Genomic DNA, 19338 nt, shown 5'->3' with positions numbered 1-19338 from the left:
ATATGGTAGGAGTAATATATTATCTATCGAAAATATATAATATATTACTAGAAAAAATTAAAGATAATTAACAAGAAATACCCATTACATTAATTTTACAAGTATTATATTGATAGCTGAATTTGATTATAGTCTCATAGTTAATTGGTGTAAGATTTATATCACTTGATAAAATCAAATCACTATTTAATTTTATGTTCAAGGTAAGCTTTTTTATATTATGATTAATTTTTTGTGGTTTAATTTGCAGCCAATTACTATTTCCTATCATCCCTAAATCATAAGTAATATTAATTATAATTTAGTCTTAGTATATTTAGTTATTATCATCAAAAACCGAATTGCAGAATATATATCTTCATAATGAATAAAGAAAAATTATCTGTCGTGATTTTGATGTTTTTATGTAATGTGCAAATATAATCCCTCTAATATCCGACGATAGGGAGTATAGTATTACCTTATTTAAATATTTATAAGCCTACATTCTAAAAGTTAGTCAAGCATTTTCTTAATTGTTAATAGAATTTTGAGGATATTCTTCCTACTAAATAATCTCATCCTATGAATTTTACTGCAGACTGACTTACCTTCAAAAGAAAAAATTGAGCAACTGTTGATAGGGCTGTAATTGTTCAGTAATGTCTTTAATAATACAAGACATATCATTATCTTCCTTACCACTATTATCTTCATTGTCATTGTATAAAAAACGTTTTATAGTATCCCCTATAATATTTCCTGGAAAAGCACTGATTAAGTTGGGAATCTGGTTTATACTCTCTCCAGAGTTTAACAATTGATAGTCACTGGGAGCATTATTAAAAGAGGGGTTATGGTTATGAACAATCATTTCAATCTCATTATTGATTTCATTATTAGATAAGTAACCAGAGACATCTCTAGTATTAGAAAATATCCCGTGAGCATTATTACCCGATGTTTCTATAATTATTTGACGAACTCTATCTGGCGTTAAATTCGAATTAGCATTCAGCATGAGTGCTACCACACCGGCAACATGGGGACTTGCCATAGAAGTGCCACTGTAGAAATCATATTCATTATTGGGAATAGTAGAATAAACCTGAACCCCTGGTGCTGTAACATATGCTAGATCATTGCTACCAGCCCGGTTAGAAAAATCTGCTAACTGGTTATTTTGGTCAACAGCCCCTACTACTAAACCCCATTTATCTGCGTCAAGCCCTGGATAACACGGTTTGGATTCACCATAGTTCCCTGCGGACATGACTACAACTACTCCCATACTATTGGCATATTCTAGAGACTCGGCAATATTGTTAGCGGGAAATTTACCACCAAGACTAAGGTTAATTATATTTGCCCCATTATCCACCGCATAACGAATACCATTGGATATGGAATCATAGTATCCGGAGCCAGAATCCCCCAATACCTTCACCGGCATGATTTGGGCATCATAAGCAATACCAGTAACCCCAAAGCCATTTTTTTCCCCAGCGATTATCCCGGAAACATGAGTTCCATGACTATTCCGATCTAAAATATCATTGTTGCCATCATGAAAATTCCAGCCGGAAACATCATCAATATAACCATTCAAATCATCATCTATGCCATTGCTAGCAATCTCTTTGGTATTAGTCCAAATATTGCCATTTAGGTCTGAATGTTGATAATCTACTCCAGTATCCAAAACGGCAACAATAACTCCCTTACCTGTATAGCCCTCACTCCAAACCTCAGGTGCTTGTACTAAATCAGCACTCCACTCCTGACCTCCTAAGCTTGGAACATTAGGAAAGCCATTATTCCCTAAAGCCTTTCCTACAGCTTCTGCTGCACTGACTAAACCATAACCCAAATTATGGTTATATTCAGCGTCACTAATACCAAAATTATCAGTGATTTTATTGGTGTATGTTGCTGAACTTCTTTGATTAGTGAATGGTAAGTCACTATTTTCGATTGTCAATTCATTCCTGGGAGAGAATAAAGACCAGGAAGCACTGACTTCTTCTTTACGGAAGGCTTGGTTAGTATCAGAGCTATTAAGCATTGCTGTTTTATCCTACTCAATCGTAATTGGTAATTGTCAACAAAGCACCAAAATTGGGTAGATGATGACAAACTAATTATTCACATTAAATATCTCCTCTTGCTAACAAGAATTACCATTAAATTTAAAAAAAAACTGTTGATTTGCCTACATCTTAAAAACTGCTCAATTTTACTAATATTTATTGGCAAGATAATCAGAATAAAAGTTCCAACAAGATGATAAAAGACTACTTAACCTGTATAAATATACATATTTACCATATATACTCTGAAGTGCGAGTTTTTAATTTAGCTTTACTATACTGTCTATTTACATTTTTCCTATCGTGCACTTTTTTCTATACTTGTTGAATATTGAGTAGTAATTTTCTCACTTAAGATTTCTACAGCTTTAGCAAACTGAGGGTCAGCAAGAGTTCCTACTGTTTTTCTTTCCTTTAACCACAGTTTTTTTCTTTGCTCTATTGTCATTTTAAATTTGATATCAGGGATTATTCCTTGCTTATTAATATCTCTACCACTTGGTGTAAAATACTTAGCAATTGTGACAGCAACACCAGAACCATCATTTAAAGGACGTACTGATTGTACTAGTCCTTTACCAAAAGTCTTCGAACCAACTAAAACAGCCCGCTTATTGTCTTGTAAAGCACCAGAGAGTATCTCACTAGCACTAGCACTGCCTCTATCCACCAAAATTACCAATGGTTTTTTAGTCAATGATTTACCTGTGGCAACTTCCCTTTCTCTATCACCAAAGCGGCTCTTAGTAAAGACAATAGTACCCTGACTCAGCCACATTCTGGCAATTTCTACACTAGAATACAACAAACCCCCAGGATTGCCACGTAAATCTAAAACATATCCTAGAACCTTATTCTTTTCTAAATTCTTTATTGCGCCTCGCATTTCCTTACTAGCATTGGCACTAAACTGATTTAGCCGAATGTAACCGATGGGACCTTGGGGTGTAGACTGCCTGGAATAACGTACTGGATGAATCTCAATTTTTGCCCTGACAATTCTAAAATCTTCCTCCTTCCCATTACGTAAAATAGTGAGAGTCACCTTAGTATTTACCTTACCGCGGATCAAAGACACAGCATGATTTGTATCCATACCCTCAGTACTTGTACCATCAATTTTGATGATAATGTCTTTCGCTTGAATCCCTGCTTTAAAAGCTGGTGTATCTTCAATCGGAGCAATCACTATAAGCCTTTTTGTCTCATTATCTATGCCTATTTGGATCCCAACCCCTGTTAATTCCCCGGAGGTATCCACCTGCATATTTTTAAATTCTTGAGGTACCATAAACCGTGTATAGGGATCATTGAGTTTATTTAGCATTGTCCTAATTGATTTATAAGCCTCCTGCTTATTGCTATAGTTTTTATCTAAATACTCTCTACGAACAGCTTGCCAATCCACCTGATTAAAAGTCCCATCTACGTATTGACGATAAATAATTTGCCATACTTCGTCCACTAACTCTTTTGGACTTCCCTTGAATAAGGCCTGTCCTTGAGAATGAACACCCAAGCTAGTGACGGTAATTGTCAATAAAGTCACTGCCGCAGCACCAAAAACAAGCCTTTTCCTATTAATTACCATAATGACAGCTGCTCGGCTAGAGAAAAAATAGTCAATATGCTCAATTTAACACAGCCATTAGTACCAAGATCGAGCATATTCTGTTATTTTCCAATAAAAAATTCGTTTTTAGGTGATTTGAGGCACTAATGATACCAAAATTAGATAAAAATTAAGCAAATTAGATAAAAATTAAGGATCTACCCAAAGCCCATCAGCTTTTATTAGGCTAATTAATTCTTCCACGCCATCATCTTCTGGAACTTTTTTAATTTCTTCCCTCCTACGATAGAGAGAAATGTAACCTGGTGTTTTCCCCACATAACCGTAGTCGGCATCTGCCATTTCTCCTGGTCCGTTGACAATACAACCCATGACAGCTATATCTAAGCCGGTCAGATGTTTGGTTGCTTCCCTAACTTGATGTAATACCTTTTCCAGATTAAATAAGGTGCGTCCACAGGAAGGACAAGCAGTGTATTCTACCATGGTTTTACGTAAACCCAAGGCTTGAAGAATGCTGTAGCACACAGGAATTTCTTTTTCTGGTGATTCTGTAAGAGAAACACGAATTGTGTCGCCAATTCCATCTGCTAGCAGGGTAGCAATACCTGCTGTAGACTTAATTCGTCCATATTCCCCATCCCCAGCCTCTGTAACGCCTAAATGTAAGGGATAGTCCATACCCAACTCGTTCATGCGTTTTGATATCAGACGATATGCTGCAATCATCACAGGCACTCGCGAGGCTTTCATGGAAATTACCAGATTACGAAAATCTAAATACTCACAGATGCGCACAAATTCCAATGCTGATTCCACCATACCTTCAGGAGTGTCACCATAGGTAAATAATATCCTCTCGGCCAAAGAGCCATGATTTACTCCTATTCGCATGGCTTTTCCTTGATCCCGTAGAGAAATTATTAAGGGTTTTAGGGTTTCCCCAATTTTTTCTCCAATTTCCTCAAACTCCGACTGGGTATATTCTGTGCGCTTAGAGTTTGGTTTCTCAAATACATATAGTCCGGGATTAATTCGAACCTTTTCAATGTGTTTTGCTACTTCCAAAGCAATTTTCATCCCATTGTGATGTACATCTGCAACAATGGGCACATCCTCATATGTTTGTCTTAATTCTTGTTTAATTCCTTCTAGGGCTTTTGCATGTGCCATACTGGGTACAGTGACACGAACAATTTCACAACCGATTTCATGCAAATGACGAATTGCGTTGACAGAACCCTCAATATTCAGGGTATCTTCGTTAATCATTGACTGCACTACCACAGGGTGTCCGCCACCAATGGTGACGTTCCCCACTTTCACAGGCCGGGTTTTGCATCTCCTGATGGTAGTATCATATTCCAGTTGATTGAATGCAGCATAAGGATGTGTAAGCATTGGTAGAGTTTGCATAATCTATTAAATAAATGTGTTGTAGGCTAAATACTAGCTTTCAAAAGTTGCTACTTCCCAGATTGCCATAGTTGGGATATTTTTGGCCATGCTCTAAGGGTAAAAATACAAATGACTTTCAGGTGAGGAGATTAAGTTAAAGATAAAACAAGTTAAAAAAATAACTTACAATAAGGACTTTATTTTAGAGTATCCAAGTTATATCTAAATATAGTTAGGAGAGTTAAAAAGAATTGGAAAATTTACTAGATAACTAAAATTAAACTGAGAGAATCACTATATATTGATAAGTCATAGCAAGATGTAAAAACCTCCGTATTATGTTGACTGGTAATTCAAATTCTCAGACTACTTACGGACCACCATGAAATAAAAAAATTATCCTCTATTCATGAAAATTTCTTCATCAACACAAAGTTTTTGATTCACCAACTTCCTAGAATTGTAGTAATTTCTACAAATAATTTGTAGAAATTACTACGGCAAGATTTTATCAATCACTATATAGTATTTTCTTAAACGAAACCGCTCCCTGTATATTTTGTTGTCAGGTAAGTCTTATTACTAATAATTCTAAACCCATTTAAATAGTTGTTGAATTCTAGAATTCTATTCTAGTTTAAGTTAATTGCTGTAACTTAAACCCATAGTACAAATAATAAAGCGCTAAAATTAATAAACGGCCTAGATTATTTAATATTTTCAATTAATATTGAAATCTATATCTTGACTTACAATTACTACCATAATAACGCATTGATTACTATTGATTAACTTATATGGACCTCTAAATAGAGTTGAATTAATATTGGGCTAGGAGAATTAAATAAAATTTCTGCCGCTATCAATGTTAGCAACAAATTCTCTATATCATGTTTATATTTAGGGTCTGATAATATTTTGATATCTAGAACTTATTCCTTTAATATTAGACAATAATATCTACGAAAATATATTCACTCGGAAGTGCAATATGGTTGTATATAATACATTAATATGGTAGTAAGCTAATTAGTGAAATCATATAAATGAAAAGCGTGATTTAGTTTACTGCTGATAAGAAATTTATATGGAAAAGCCTAATGCTAGTGAGCACTATTGTGGCAAATAAACCACAGAATAAAAAGGTTGCGGGTAGACCATTTTCTGCAGACAACATTAAAAATAAATTATGGGGATGACCTACCCAAATATACATTTTATTTTGATAAAGTTACGTAAACCCCAGCCTGTAAGTGGTTATTGCCATGTTAGATATATAGAAGAATCCCATTGAGTTTTTCACATCAAAGGTAGTGAGCGGTGGTGGTAGGGTATAGTGTGGTTATAATAACCACACTCAAAAGAATGAAGGTACAACTTGAGTAAAAAAAATTAGAAATATTATGAGGTGCAAGTGCAACCATAGCAATACTTATTACAATACTAAAAACTCCAACTGCTAATATCTAGCAGTCTTGTTAGATAATACAAATAAAACTAATAATCAAAACAATTGCACAGGTATTATAGGAATTATTTAGAATTAGGTCGGGCAAATTGGCAATAATGTTTGCACTAAGAGTCATAAGCTCACTAAGTACAACTTCTAATCTTAGATTATTCAGAATTCGGAAGAAAAAGTAGGTTTCTTAACTTTTGATAGTTTGTCAACTATAAACCTAATCCCAAAGTGAGCACCATAATAAGATAACTACTTAAAGTATTTGTATGAATAAATACAGAGGCCATTTTACTAGGGGGTAATTCTCTAATATTATTATCCGATCAAATACACTTTACCACTGGAGTAATATTAGTCCAACTCCAGAATAATTATCCCCAAGCCAGGATAACTATAGAGGTAGAGGAAATAACTACTAGCCAAGATATATATCTTAGTTGGGATGCTTCTCAAATGAGACTACCAAAATCAGCAAAAGCAATAAAGCATGGTAAAAATTACATATAACTAGCAATACTTCTATACTATTAAAAGCAAAACCCATACTGATAATAAATAAAAAGCCTAGCATTACAAATTCCCAATTCAAGGGATTATAAATAATTGACTAATAGTTATGTTGCCATGCAAAAATCAACGTTACTATTATGTATTATTAAAGGCAATATGAATCTATACTACTGTCAAATAATACCAGTTGAATGTTAGCATCATCAGGCCGAGGGGAATTTGATAAGGCCGTTTATCTTCTCTCCCCATCTTTACATACTTTATTAATCAGTTTTTAGAGGCTGACCTGTCAGTAGTTTATTTAGGCAACTTCCCAGGATTCAATATGGGTAAGGCGGATTTGAGCCAAAGTAAATATTGTGGGTATGATACGACTATAATTGGTTGCGATTGATCTCCACCCCAAGTCGGCAAAAAACCAAGTCCACATAATAGGACCAACAAGGGCAAAAATACTTCTTGCTGCTCCATAACGAGCTGCATTTATTGCCATCCCCCGCTTGGCCATTTGTAAACTGATATAGCCTTGAAACTGTCTTTTTGCAATTCTTCCGCCTTGAATTGCAGTGAATCTTGCGACCTCATAGGTTGCAAGATTCACTGCAAATTGGTGTGCTATTTTTTGTAAAATAAATGGTTGTAATAGAGAGGTTATAGCTAAAGCACTGCCACCTTTAAAAATTATTCCTAGAGGATCTTGTTGCCAAGACAGGGGTAAGGATTCCCTTAAATCCAAATTTGCTAATTGAAATTGTAGTCTTGTATTTAGTTCTTGTTGCTCTTTGCAAGGTAATTTTCTCCAAACTTTTCCTATCAAAAATAAAAATACTTCTGCTTCTAAATCAACAGTTTCCAGGTTATGAGAGTAAGAGATTTTTAAATATTTACATACTTGTATAAGTGCTTGTCTATAAGATACATGATTAGTTTGACCCCGTAATACGGTCATTCCATCAGCAGCTAAAAAGCGAAACCTTTGGTCAATTGCATCAAGCCAATTTTGATGGCTTTGGCTTTGAACTTCTATGGGTTCTGGTGTTTTTATATAATCGATAGGATTAAACTTGCGACTAAAAAGAATAGTCGTTAAGTTCTGTAACTCTTCTTTTGTTGCTAGTTCCAAAACTACCCTTAGTTCATCCAATTGATATTCCTCCATTACTTACAGCTTTTCCGTACTTTATTTTACTACTAGCCTTAAACTATGATTAGCAGTTCTTTATACAGGACCAGTTGACGAAAATTTATGCAAGACAGATTTCACCTTACTTAATGATAGAGATGGTTCAGGTGTATTTTCCATGTCAAGGTGAAACAAGATATTCTCATTGTCTATATCTATTAAATCAAAAACAGGAAAAATTGCGTTAATGTATTATATATATTTGTAATATCAACCAGTAGCAAAGTTATATTTCAACAATGTTGAAATATAACTTTGCTACTGGTTGATTCTTTAGTCAACTTTAAACTCTATCGTAAGTCATAGATTTTAGAAGAAAGAGTAAGGATGTTAATTTATATTAAATCAAAAAATTGGTTATTAAGTAAGAATTTTCTTAATCCGAGAAGTTGAACAAAGGATTTTTATAGGAGGGTTAACTGTAAACTTGATAGGTTAGCCAAAAATTTAATTACATAATATAGTTGATGTCTATACAATATAGACTTATTGCTATCAACCATGTTGATATGATATTTAAATCTCTAAAGTATCAGCAGATATTATTCAGTTGGAGCAAAATTTCTCATTTGACTACTATAAAATAATTGACGCTATAATTATGCTATGAGCTTTTGGCTTGTTCGTATGGTTAGTTTTACTCTCTGCTCTTATTCTTTGCGCTCTTGATGTAATAACATCTTAAGATTTTTTATCATAAAATATGGTAGTGGTAAGTTGATAAAAATACCGATATCTTTGGTTTTATTTTCCAAGGAATAGAGAGCCTATCAATTTCGCCTCCTAACTTATTAGCTTGCAGATAAACGGGAAATTGAACTCAAAGTAGACTTTCAACTTTGGTACTTATCTATTTTATGCAAAGACAATTAAATATCTTGAGAGTATTTGAGGGAGTCGTTATTTCGAAGGTTTGTCTTGATCAGATTTATAAAGTTAACCTGTTCTCCTTATTATTAAAATCATGAACTTTCATCAATTTCTTTAATTAGGGAAGACTGGCAAGTATATTCGTTCTTGAGTGAACACAGACTAGAAATAGTTTGATAGATTATAAGATTACATTTAGCAATCACAAGAAAATTGGTTAAAGCTATTATACATACATAACCCTTCTTATTTTGGTATTTAACTAATGCGTAGTGGCATGTTGGAATTTCTTATCTAATAAGGCAATTGCAAAATTATGGATATCTATGAATATTAAAATAGTTGCTTTTAGGGGGTTTTATAATTATTTTTAAGGGTGAATAGCTGTTGTTAGCTGTGCAGGCTATTTTTCCAAATTCTTATATTTAGAAGAAATTTATAAATGTATTAATTACAACGTATCCTATCAAAACCTCCTTAGTATATCTCCTAATCAAGCTTTGTTTTCCTTTCCCGCAGTATATTAATGCAAATACAACAGAATTAATAAATTAACATTGCTAATATAGCTTTAAGAGCTTTTTAATTTTATGTAGTTATTTCTCACACTATTTACTCGTGTTTTATATTCTATTTATTAGTATTAAGAATTACTTATAACCACAGGTACAACTTACACCCCATTATTATGAAATCCTATGCTTTGCAAGACAAAACTAGTACATCTCTCCTTGATGAATATACTAAATTTTGTCTGTTCTCACCACCATTTTAGTTGCAAGTGGCCTTTTTCATATTGTTCAGTTTCTTTTTCGGTTAGCCATTCTACTTCTTTATAAGTGCCAAATATATGATCCCAGCAATCTAGAGCTAAGCCAAAATTATGTTCCCACATGCCATATTTATGATGTACGTAATGAACTGGGATTTTCATCCAAAAACATTTAGTTGGATTTTCATGTTGTAGTTGGTGAGAATAGGCAGCAAAAGCTGCATAACAGAGGGAACCCATTAACCAACCAATCCCAGAATCCCAAGTATTGAAAAACATCAAGAACATAGCAAATGCACCACCTTTAATATAGTCAATAAACTCCCAAATCACTCCTTGTGCTTCGTTCCGACGATGGTGCTCCCGGTGTCTTTTGCCAATTCTATGAGAAATATGCATTAGTCGATGCATCCAGTACTCTACCAAACTGGCAAGAATAAAAGCAACTACAAAATAAAATACTATTCTAACGGTTATTAGTAAGAGAGTCATCACATTATTCTTCAATAACAGTAATCAAAAATTAATTAAGTTAGTTATTTTCTGATATAAATCAGTCTAGTTCATGACTTAACTTCATGGATTCTTAATTCTCCTATTATAGTTTAAGAATCTTTTTTAATAAAGTCCTAGATAGTTTATTCAAATGTCTAATAAATTATCTCCTGCGTGTTAGCTTCCAGCACTAAAGGTCCTCTAATCTCAAAAATGTAAGTATTTTCTGATAACAAAATATGTAAATATAACAGATCATTAGCCTCGATTATTCCTAATAAGCTACTATTGACTTATGATCCTAGGATGCCAATTAATTTAGTAAATTCCTCTTAATAAATGTTCAATAATTATTAAATTCAAATAATTATTGTGTAACTAAAATCTCATGATATGTTGGCATATCTGAAGTTGGTTCGTAGATACTGAAACTTTATCCTTCATTCTTATCATATCTAGGTAATTACTTATAATATTCACTATATGAAAAAATAATAATTATATCTGAATTAAATTTCAACTTTCTATATTCGTATTTAAGAATACTACTCTTTGAACTGCTAGATTTAAAGCCTGGTCAATATAGTAATAAAATTACTGCACTTAATTCTAACAATGATCATCAAAATCTATCTTCTTCGAAATCTACTTGCCAAACGGCAATTATAGATTAGGGTAAAGGAATATAATTGTAAGTAAAGTCTGGCAAATGCTCAAGGTTAGAAAAGTCAATATTTGTTATGTCCTAGGTTTGCCAAATCAAATTTCTTTGGAGTAATTTAAGCTTTCAGGACAACTAGAAAGTTGGGAATATTTAGTTTGCGGAAGCTAAGCTAAATTAAAGGAAGCTTATTAAAGGCTATTAGTGTAAATATTGTGAAACAACAGCTATAAAAACTTGTAATTTGCATATGGCAATAGATAAAGGAAAGTTATTATGATTTATTTGGAAACAAAAGCATCCATGAGAAAAAGCACCACTACTCGGCATTTTGCTTTAGCACGTCTGCTAGTAGCAAGTTTGATAGTTTTACAAGGGGTAGTAACAAATACTCCGGCCTTAGCACGAAAAGCAAAAGCCAATTACCTTAGTTATGGCGACTTACTACAAAAAATAGATAACAAAGAAGTTAAGAGTCTGGAAATTGATACAACTGAACAAGTGGCTAGAGTCAAGTTAAACAACCAAGAGAAAAATACAGCTTACATCAAAGTCAAGTTGCTCAATCGTAATACAGAATTAATAAATAAACTTAAAAAGAGTAAAGTTGATTTTGCAGAAGTTTCCTCTACTAGCAGTAAATCTGTAGTGGAATTGCTGATTCCTCTTATGTGGATTTTTTTATTCTTAACCTTAATTTTATTATTCTTGCGTCGAACCAGTAATACTCCTAGTCAAGCAATGAATTTTGGCAAATCCAAGGCTCGGTTTCAAATGGAAGCAAAAACTGGTGTGATGTTTAATGATGTTGCAGGAATTGAGGAAGCTAAAGAAGAACTTCAGGAAGTTATAACTTTTCTTAAACAACCTGAGAAGTTTACAGCGATAGGTGCAAAAATTCCCAAAGGTGTTTTGTTAGTTGGACCCCCTGGTACTGGTAAAACTTTGCTAGCAAAGGCAATTGCGGGGGAAGCGGGAGTACCATTTCTCAGTATTTCCGGGTCAGAATTTGTGGAAATGTTTGTTGGTGTAGGTGCTTCTAGGGTAAGAGACTTATTTAAGAAGGCTAAAGAAAACTCTCCTTGTATCATCTTTATTGATGAAATTGATGCAGTTGGTAGACAACGGGGTGCCGGAATTGGTGGTGGTAACGATGAACGGGAGCAGACCCTCAACCAGTTATTGACAGAAATGGATGGCTTTGAGGGAAACACAGGTATTATTATCATTGCCGCCACTAACCGTCCTGATGTACTAGATTCTGCCTTATTGCGCCCTGGTAGATTTGATAGGCAGGTGTTTGTGGATGCGCCTGATCGTAAAGGAAGACTAGCCATCCTTAAAGTACACTCCCGGGGTAAAAAAATTGACCCATTAGCTTCACTGACAATTGTCGCTCGTCGCACTCCAGGCTTTACTGGTGCAGACCTGGCAAATCTTCTAAATGAAGCTGCAATTCTTACGGCCCGGAGAAGAAAAGAGGCAATTACCCAGACAGAAATAGATGATGCAATTGACCGCCTTACTATTGGGTTAACTCTCAATCCCCTTTTAGATGGCCGAAAAAAGCGACTTATTGCCTACCATGAGATTGGACATGCTCTATTAGCAACACTATTAGAGCATTCAGATCCTCTGAATAAAGTGACAATTATTCCTCGTTCTGGAGGGCTTGGTGGTTTTTCTCAATTAATTCCTAATGAAGAAATTATTGATAGTGGACTTTATACTTGTGCCTGGCTTAAGAGTAATATTACCATGATACTAGGGGGAAAAGCTGCTGAAACAGAAGTATTTGGAGAGGCGGAAACTACTGGAGGAGCTAGTAGTGATTTGAAAACAGTTACAACTCTAGCTCGAAAAATGGTAACTATGTACGGAATGTCTGATTTGGGATTGTTAGCATTAGAAAGTCAAAACAATGATATTTTTCTGGGCAGAGATTGGAATAACTGCTCGGAATGCTCAAATGAAATGGCATTAAAAGTAGACAATAAAGTAAGGGAAATAGCTATTTCTTGTTATCAGGAAGCCCGTAATATTATTCGTCATAATCGAATACTAGTTGACAAATTGGTGGAAATACTAGTAGAGCAAGAAACCATCGAGGGAGAACAATTCCGTAACATTGTTGCAGCACATACTAAATTACCAATAAAACAATTAGCTGGAAGTAGCTAATTAAGCGAGTTAGTGAAAAGATTCAAGTGAGTTCGTTTATACATTATGATTCTTACCGAATACTTTCCTTCTTTTTTATCCTGATCTAGGATCATTACTAATGAGAGTTGGCCAATGTATTTATTTGAACTCACTTTGAGTCTAATTAGTTAGTCTTTTATTCTTACATAATAATTCTGGTGATTCATTTTATAAGTGAAACTTATTAAAATTATCCATAAATACATTCATTTTTTGGTATGTGGAATATTTATAAAAAATAGAGTCTATATTTTTTAGCTTATGATTCCTAATTATTAATGATGGCAAAATTTATTTTATATTTATATGACATATAGCAAGAATATCTAATATTTTAACAGTATGTAAATACATTACAAATGTTTCTGTCGTATTAAAAAAAATAGTAGGCTCTGCAATTACTCTAGATAAGAAATAATGATTCAGGGCAGATGAGGGTTTTTATTAGTCATAGAATATATAAGTTTCATACTGATACTGATTTTTGAAAAATTAATTAGTTATTCTACATTAATTATATAGTTGTAAATATACTCAGTCTGAAATTTTATTTCTATGTTGACTTTATATATGATTAGCCTTTTTTTGCATATAAAATAGTTTTTTAAGATTTGTAAATAGTTTCTTCACCATCATATTTTATGATGCAATTTAATGCTCAATACTATCCATATCAGGTTCTTATATTAACTTGCTCAATTAAAATTTTTTCCTATCTAATAATAAATGGACCGAATATTAAAAATCTTCTAAAACTTTATTAGCAAAACCTATAAAACAAACAGGTTGAATTGCATTTTGCTCTAGCCTTATTTTGCAGTGCCACACAAAGCTAAACTACCCAATCTTCAGTATCTATAAATGCTCTTATATCTTATGCCATTGAAAATATTGTAGAATACATTATTGACTAGCACTTATATTTGATATCAATTGCACTCAAACCCGCTAATAGATTTGTGGATTACAAGATGTAATTTAGATCAGTGATAACATTACTATAAATTAAATTAAAGATTAAACCTATTGGGTATTTTAATGTAGTTAATTTAGTTATTACTGATGAATTCTAATGTCCCATTTAACATATCAAAACGTAGAGAAATAAAAATTAAATTATTCTGATGGGAGATAAAAAGTACTTGGAATTTCCAGGTAGCCTTAGCAAATATAAAATGGTTAGGACTAGTAATGAATAGATTTGGTGGCATTTAATATTAAATTAATTTTAGGCCTGTTGTAATCTAAAAATATTAGATATGCTCTTGTTATCTGTAAAAGGTAAGAAAACTTGTGAATACTTAAATAAATAGAGTAGCAAAGAAATCTGATATGCTGATTTAGTATAAGTTAAACTGATTTAGTATAAGTTAAAGGGATTATACAATTTTCAAGTTAAACCCTGGATACACATGAATAGGAAAACTTACCAGTTGAATGCGCCCCCTCTAAGCAGCTAGTAATGAGGGGGACATAATTAGCAAGGTAGTTGGTGCCTATATTATCTTCACGTTGTCCTCCTACAGATACGAAGATGTTACAGGCAATGTACCTAATATAATCAATAGTCTAACTGGTTTTATTCTGGGTTTGTATCATTGTAATGGTTCCAAATGCGTTCAGATTCTGGGCAATCTTCTGTTAAAGGTGGATCTACATTACCTCGTGGGACCGAAGCTAGTTTTTGAGTGACAGCACCAACACTTTCTAGCCTAATCATTTCTTCCCAAGAACAGATTTCATCTTCTTCCTCAGTTTCATAACGTAAGGTGACTAGGTCACCTTCGATGTCGATGATGCGGGCGCGTTCTATCCAGCGTTGCTGGTCCCGCAAGAAAATACATACATCCCGCCCATCACAACACAGTTGATAAATCTTGCGGTGTAGCATCTACTGCTTCTGCCTTTTCTAATCGTTAAGTCTGTCAAAATCCAGGGATAAACCCAGTATATAGTACCCCTTAAAATTTTGGCGTACAAGACTCCAAGGGTACCAAAACTGATCATCCGCTCAAAAAATTGTATCGTCGTATTAACGATAACCATAGTTCTTAGAACTGCAATAATTGCAACATCCTAATTCAATAACCCATAACCTTATCTTCGATAAGATACTTTTGATAGGAGTAATATAGTCCATTAATTTATCCTGGCTAACTCTACAGCAATGGGTGAGTACTTCTTTCCTCCATTATGTAATAATACACACCCTTGATCAAGGGATAATGGTGATTGGTTGACTTGCCTGCTGATGTTTATGGTCATGAGTGGGAAATATCGGCGACTCGGTTTTTAGTTTAAACCTTGTATATACAATATTAACTCATTCTCTTCTAGGAACTTATATACTTTTAACAAAAGAGAATCAAGATTATTATGATATGTTGTGATGAACTGGGTAATTACTATTGTTAGTTGAGGCAGTACTTATAACTTAACCTAAGAAAATATGAAAACTATAGTTACATCTTATAGTTTTCATATTTGAATTATGTCCATATATATTTATTTAGTAACGGCATACTATACGTATAACCTTTTTTACGGGTATTCAAGGAAAATTCAATCTTCATAGCAGTAAATAATCTTGGCTGAAATCTTATCACTTAGGACCTCCAGTTTCAATACTTCAATACAATATCTGGAATATTTACTTGAAATCTTTACATGGTGGAAACCTAACAGATTAAACATGTTATTTTAACCTTGACCAATTTATTTTAGTGATGTTTCAAGTTATACGTATCTTTACTTTGGAAAGAATAGTCTATCGAAGTATTAATTATCAATTGCCAAAAAAATTAAAGGTTTTATCTTTCTACAGAACTTGACTCTGGCCAACTGATAAAAATTGATAATTTGATGTAAAGGCAATTCTTACTCTGATATTGGCAATAAAACATATTTATCTTAGATAGTTAACCTGCCACAATATACTACGTAATATAAGTAGTATCCATTTTAAATATGCAATTATGTGAAAAACATTTGCATTCTACCATATAAAAAGGCAAATTAAGTTTATTACTGTAGTTAAAAATACTTAGTTCCTATTAAATTATTTAAATTCCGGTATTAATATAACTAAAGCCCCAAACAGTTCAAATGTACAATTCTAGTCCTTGTTAGAATTAATATTGAGTAAATGAAATTTTTAAGTTGACCTAGGTAAATTACTTCGATTATCCTTAGATATTTTGAGAGAACATGATAGCTAATTCTAAACTTGAATAGTGATTAAATCATCACTATTCAAGTTTTACTTGTATTTGAAGATTTTTTAATGTTAGCACGGGCATTTCTTCTTAACATTTTTGGTTTGACTCGTCGTAATGCTGATGCAGTAAATTGTCTATCCCAGTCTTTATCAGATATACTTGCCAACTCTTCAAGTTTTGGGGCTAGGTTCCCAGCGTAAGGCTGAAAATCAACTACATTTGTCTCTTGTGCAAATCGCTGGTTCCAGGGGCAAACATCTTGACAAATATCACAACCTGCAACCCAACCATGTAGATGGGGTATGATCATCTCAGGCAGTTGTTCGTCCTGGTTCTCGATTGTATGATAAGCAATACACCGATTAGCATCAACTATAAATGGTTGAGTAATTGCATTGGTAGGACAAGCTTGTAAGCAAAGATTACAGCTGCCACAGTGTTGAGTATGTGGCTTATCCGGTGCTAGTCTTAGGTTTGTTAAGACCTCTCCTAAGAATACCCATGAACCGTACTTCCTTGTAATGAGATTACTATTTTTAGAAATCCAGCCAATACCAGCTCTTTGTGCCCACACTTTATCTTGTACAGGTCCCGTATCTGCATAATAACGCCCTTTTATTCCTGGCTCCAAACTTTCTAACCAGTTAGTAAGGGCTTTTAGGCTTTTATGCATAATCTTATGATAATCCCGCCCCCAAGCATAACGAGATATTTTTCCATATTCATCTTCTTGACTATGTTGGTGGGGTGTATAGTAGTTCAATGCAACGCAAATAACTGACTGTACTTCTGGCATTATCAACTCGGGGGAATGCCGCTTTGGAGAATCCATCCATCCCATGCTTGCATGAAACCCCAAAGCAATCCACTTTGCTAATCTTTCTTGATTGTTTACGTCTAAGCCCTCTACAGCTGCAATTCCTACCAGGTGAAATCCTAACTCTAAAGCTTTCTGCTTAACTAAATCACTATAAAAATTCACTATCGTAATAGGTGTTTCAATGATTCTCTGAAGTTAATGTTGCCAATTATAACTGTGAAATGTTTATAAAACAAACAAAATAAATATAAATATTTACAAATAAAACTTCAACGTAATTCACATTTAACTAGGTTTCAATTCTAATAAGTAGTCAGCTTTACTACTCATTTTGCAACAAAAATATCTAATTTAAATTCTTTAATATTTTATCGAAAAATAAAATCTTTTTATTTTTAGTGCAATCACTTTATTTAGGATATTCAGTATTTATGGTTAATTAACTATTGTATAGCAAATCTGTACCTTGCTCTTTATCAATTTCAACATAGGTATCCCTGCATTGTTTGCCTTATAGTCCTAGAAATTGCTTTGTAAAATGAAGCAGAGCCATCCTAGTTTATAGGATATCATCGACTATATATAAATGTTGGATTGAACTTTGTTTTTCATATGATTAGTTCAACATTTCCATCTCAAAACAATACCAGACTGAAATGAGAGCATACAAACTATAAGATGTTAAATAAGTAAAAGTAAAAATAGTTTCCCTATTTGGAAAGTATAATTTGTCGGTACAAATTTGTAAATTTACTTCTGATGTTATAAATATATTTGCATTATTATCTAAATTTTTGCTATCGCAATAAACTAGCTTCATCCTACCAAACCAGAACGCAAGGCATGCACTGCTGCCTGAGTACGATCATCAGCACATAGCTTGTTTAAAATATTACGGACATGTGTTTTGACAGTACCAACTGTAATGTATAACTTCTTGGCAATTACAGCATTGCTGCAGCCTTCAACAATTAAATGTAAAACTTCTAACTCTCTTTCCGTTAGAGTATAGGTATTAATGATATTATCAATTTTCCCTGGACTATAAGTGTTTGTAGGATTAAAATCATTTTTGGTATTAGACTTGTATTTTGATGATGTTTGTTGTGCTTGTTGCAAAACTATCCGTGCAATTGCTGGATCAATCCAAGAATCACCATTGTGGGTGAATCGTAAGGCTCCCAACAGATTTTCAAAATGGATATTTTTCATGCAGTAAGAGTCCGCACCTGCAGCAAAAGCAGCTAATACAGACTCCTTATTATCCCACAGTGTTAAAATTAGTACCTTTATACCTGGTATTCCTTTACTAGAAGAAGACTTCACTTCTTTGGTCAATTCAATGCCATCTTTATCTGGTAAACCAATATCAATAATTGCTATATCTGGGCAAGTTCTTGTTAACATTTGTCTACCTTCAGTAGCATTGGCTGCTTCTCCTACAACTTCAATTTCTTCCCTCTGTTGTAATGTTGTCCGAATTCCCACACGGGTGAGATCATCATCTTCAATCAGTGCTACACAAATTTTATTCATATTCAATTATTTACCGTTTATTTTGTACTCTCAGTTGTAAGGTCAGCTTAACAACTAGTCCTCTATCTTTTTTATGTGATGGTAATTTAAGTTGCTACGTATTATTTTAATAATACGTAGCAACTTGATACCAAATAGTTAATCACTTAGTAGAACCTATACCCACCCCAATTCTCCCTTTTAAGAAGCAATTTACTTACTTATTATCTGACCTATTTGTAACCAAGCTATATTAGATAATATTATGGGATTGTAGTTGGTAATGGAAATAATAAAAATATTGGGAAATAGGGAAACATATTAAAGTTGTTAACCAGATGAGAACAACCCAGCTATTAGGTGAGCATTTGCCTCAGAATATATAGTGTAAAGGATAATCAGGATTAGGTTAAAAAAAATATACTCTTATTAGCAAGTTTTAGAGGTATTAATTTCTATGGAAACAGTACTTTTTCCCAAAAATAACATTATGCCTTCGGAGGAAAGCACAAAGCTTAGTTATTAATTAAATAGGGGAATTATGTCATATTCTGACCTACTTCAAAGACTCCCTAAAATATTATTTTGTA

The 19338-nt window shown here is 33.4% G+C and carries 9 protein-coding genes; 1 reads left to right on the top strand and 8 read right to left on the bottom strand.

Annotation, left to right across the window (positions count from 1 at the left end; all coding sequences use genetic code 11):
- Nucleotides 1-592 precede the first annotated feature (592 nt).
- The 5 genes from RINTHH_RS09140 to RINTHH_RS09120 all read right to left on the bottom strand — a co-directional run bounded on the left by RINTHH_RS09140 (nt 593) and on the right by RINTHH_RS09120 (nt 10329).
- The gene (locus RINTHH_RS09140; protein WP_008235700.1) at nt 593-2044 is read right to left on the bottom strand and encodes a S8 family peptidase; all 1452 of its coding nucleotides are present in this window, start codon (nt 2042-2044) and stop codon (nt 593-595) included.
- Nucleotides 2045-2367: 323 nt separating this feature from the next.
- A complete protein-coding gene (gene ctpC, locus RINTHH_RS09135; protein WP_008235699.1) occupies nt 2368-3660 on the bottom strand; it encodes a carboxyl-terminal processing protease CtpC in 1293 nt (430 codons plus the stop codon).
- Nucleotides 3661-3831: 171 nt separating this feature from the next.
- A complete protein-coding gene (ispG, locus tag RINTHH_RS09130; protein ID WP_044304971.1) occupies nt 3832-5058 on the bottom strand; it encodes a (E)-4-hydroxy-3-methylbut-2-enyl-diphosphate synthase in 1227 nt (408 codons plus the stop codon).
- A 2255-nt stretch (nt 5059-7313) separates the two neighbouring features.
- Complete coding sequence (locus tag RINTHH_RS09125) at nt 7314-8156, bottom strand: YaaW family protein (RefSeq protein ID WP_008235695.1); 843 nt, start codon at nt 8154-8156, stop codon at nt 7314-7316.
- Between the two features lie 1669 nt (nt 8157-9825).
- Nucleotides 9826-10329 (bottom strand): sterol desaturase family protein, encoded by a 504-nt coding sequence (locus tag RINTHH_RS09120; protein ID WP_008235693.1) that lies wholly within the window; start codon nt 10327-10329, stop codon nt 9826-9828.
- Between the two features lie 940 nt (nt 10330-11269).
- Between RINTHH_RS09120 and ftsH the strand changes: the two genes are divergently transcribed.
- Entirely contained in the window at nt 11270-13174 is a 1905-nt protein-coding gene (ftsH, locus tag RINTHH_RS09115; protein ID WP_044304970.1) for an ATP-dependent zinc metalloprotease FtsH, read from the top strand.
- 1600 nt (nt 13175-14774) lie between these two features.
- Here the strand turns inward: ftsH and RINTHH_RS09110 are convergent.
- The 3 genes from RINTHH_RS09110 to RINTHH_RS09100 all read right to left on the bottom strand — a co-directional run bounded on the left by RINTHH_RS09110 (nt 14775) and on the right by RINTHH_RS09100 (nt 18769).
- Nucleotides 14775-15086 carry a DUF6679 family protein gene (locus RINTHH_RS09110; RefSeq protein WP_008227571.1) on the bottom strand — a complete coding sequence of 104 codons (312 nt, stop codon included), beginning with the start codon at nt 15084-15086 and terminating at the stop codon, nt 14775-14777.
- Between the two features lie 1361 nt (nt 15087-16447).
- On the bottom strand, nt 16448-17395 hold the full coding sequence (queG, locus tag RINTHH_RS09105) for a tRNA epoxyqueuosine(34) reductase QueG (protein WP_008235690.1): 948 nt from the start codon (nt 17393-17395) through the stop codon (nt 16448-16450).
- A 654-nt stretch (nt 17396-18049) separates the two neighbouring features.
- The gene (locus tag RINTHH_RS09100; protein ID WP_008235689.1) at nt 18050-18769 is read right to left on the bottom strand and encodes a response regulator; all 720 of its coding nucleotides are present in this window, start codon (nt 18767-18769) and stop codon (nt 18050-18052) included.
- Nucleotides 18770-19338 lie beyond the last annotated feature (569 nt).

Origin of the sequence: Richelia intracellularis HH01, assembly GCF_000350105.1 — a bacterium.
Taxonomy (GTDB): domain Bacteria; phylum Cyanobacteriota; class Cyanobacteriia; order Cyanobacteriales; family Nostocaceae; genus Richelia; species Richelia intracellularis.
This window is presented reverse-complemented; position numbering and strand designations above follow the sequence as displayed.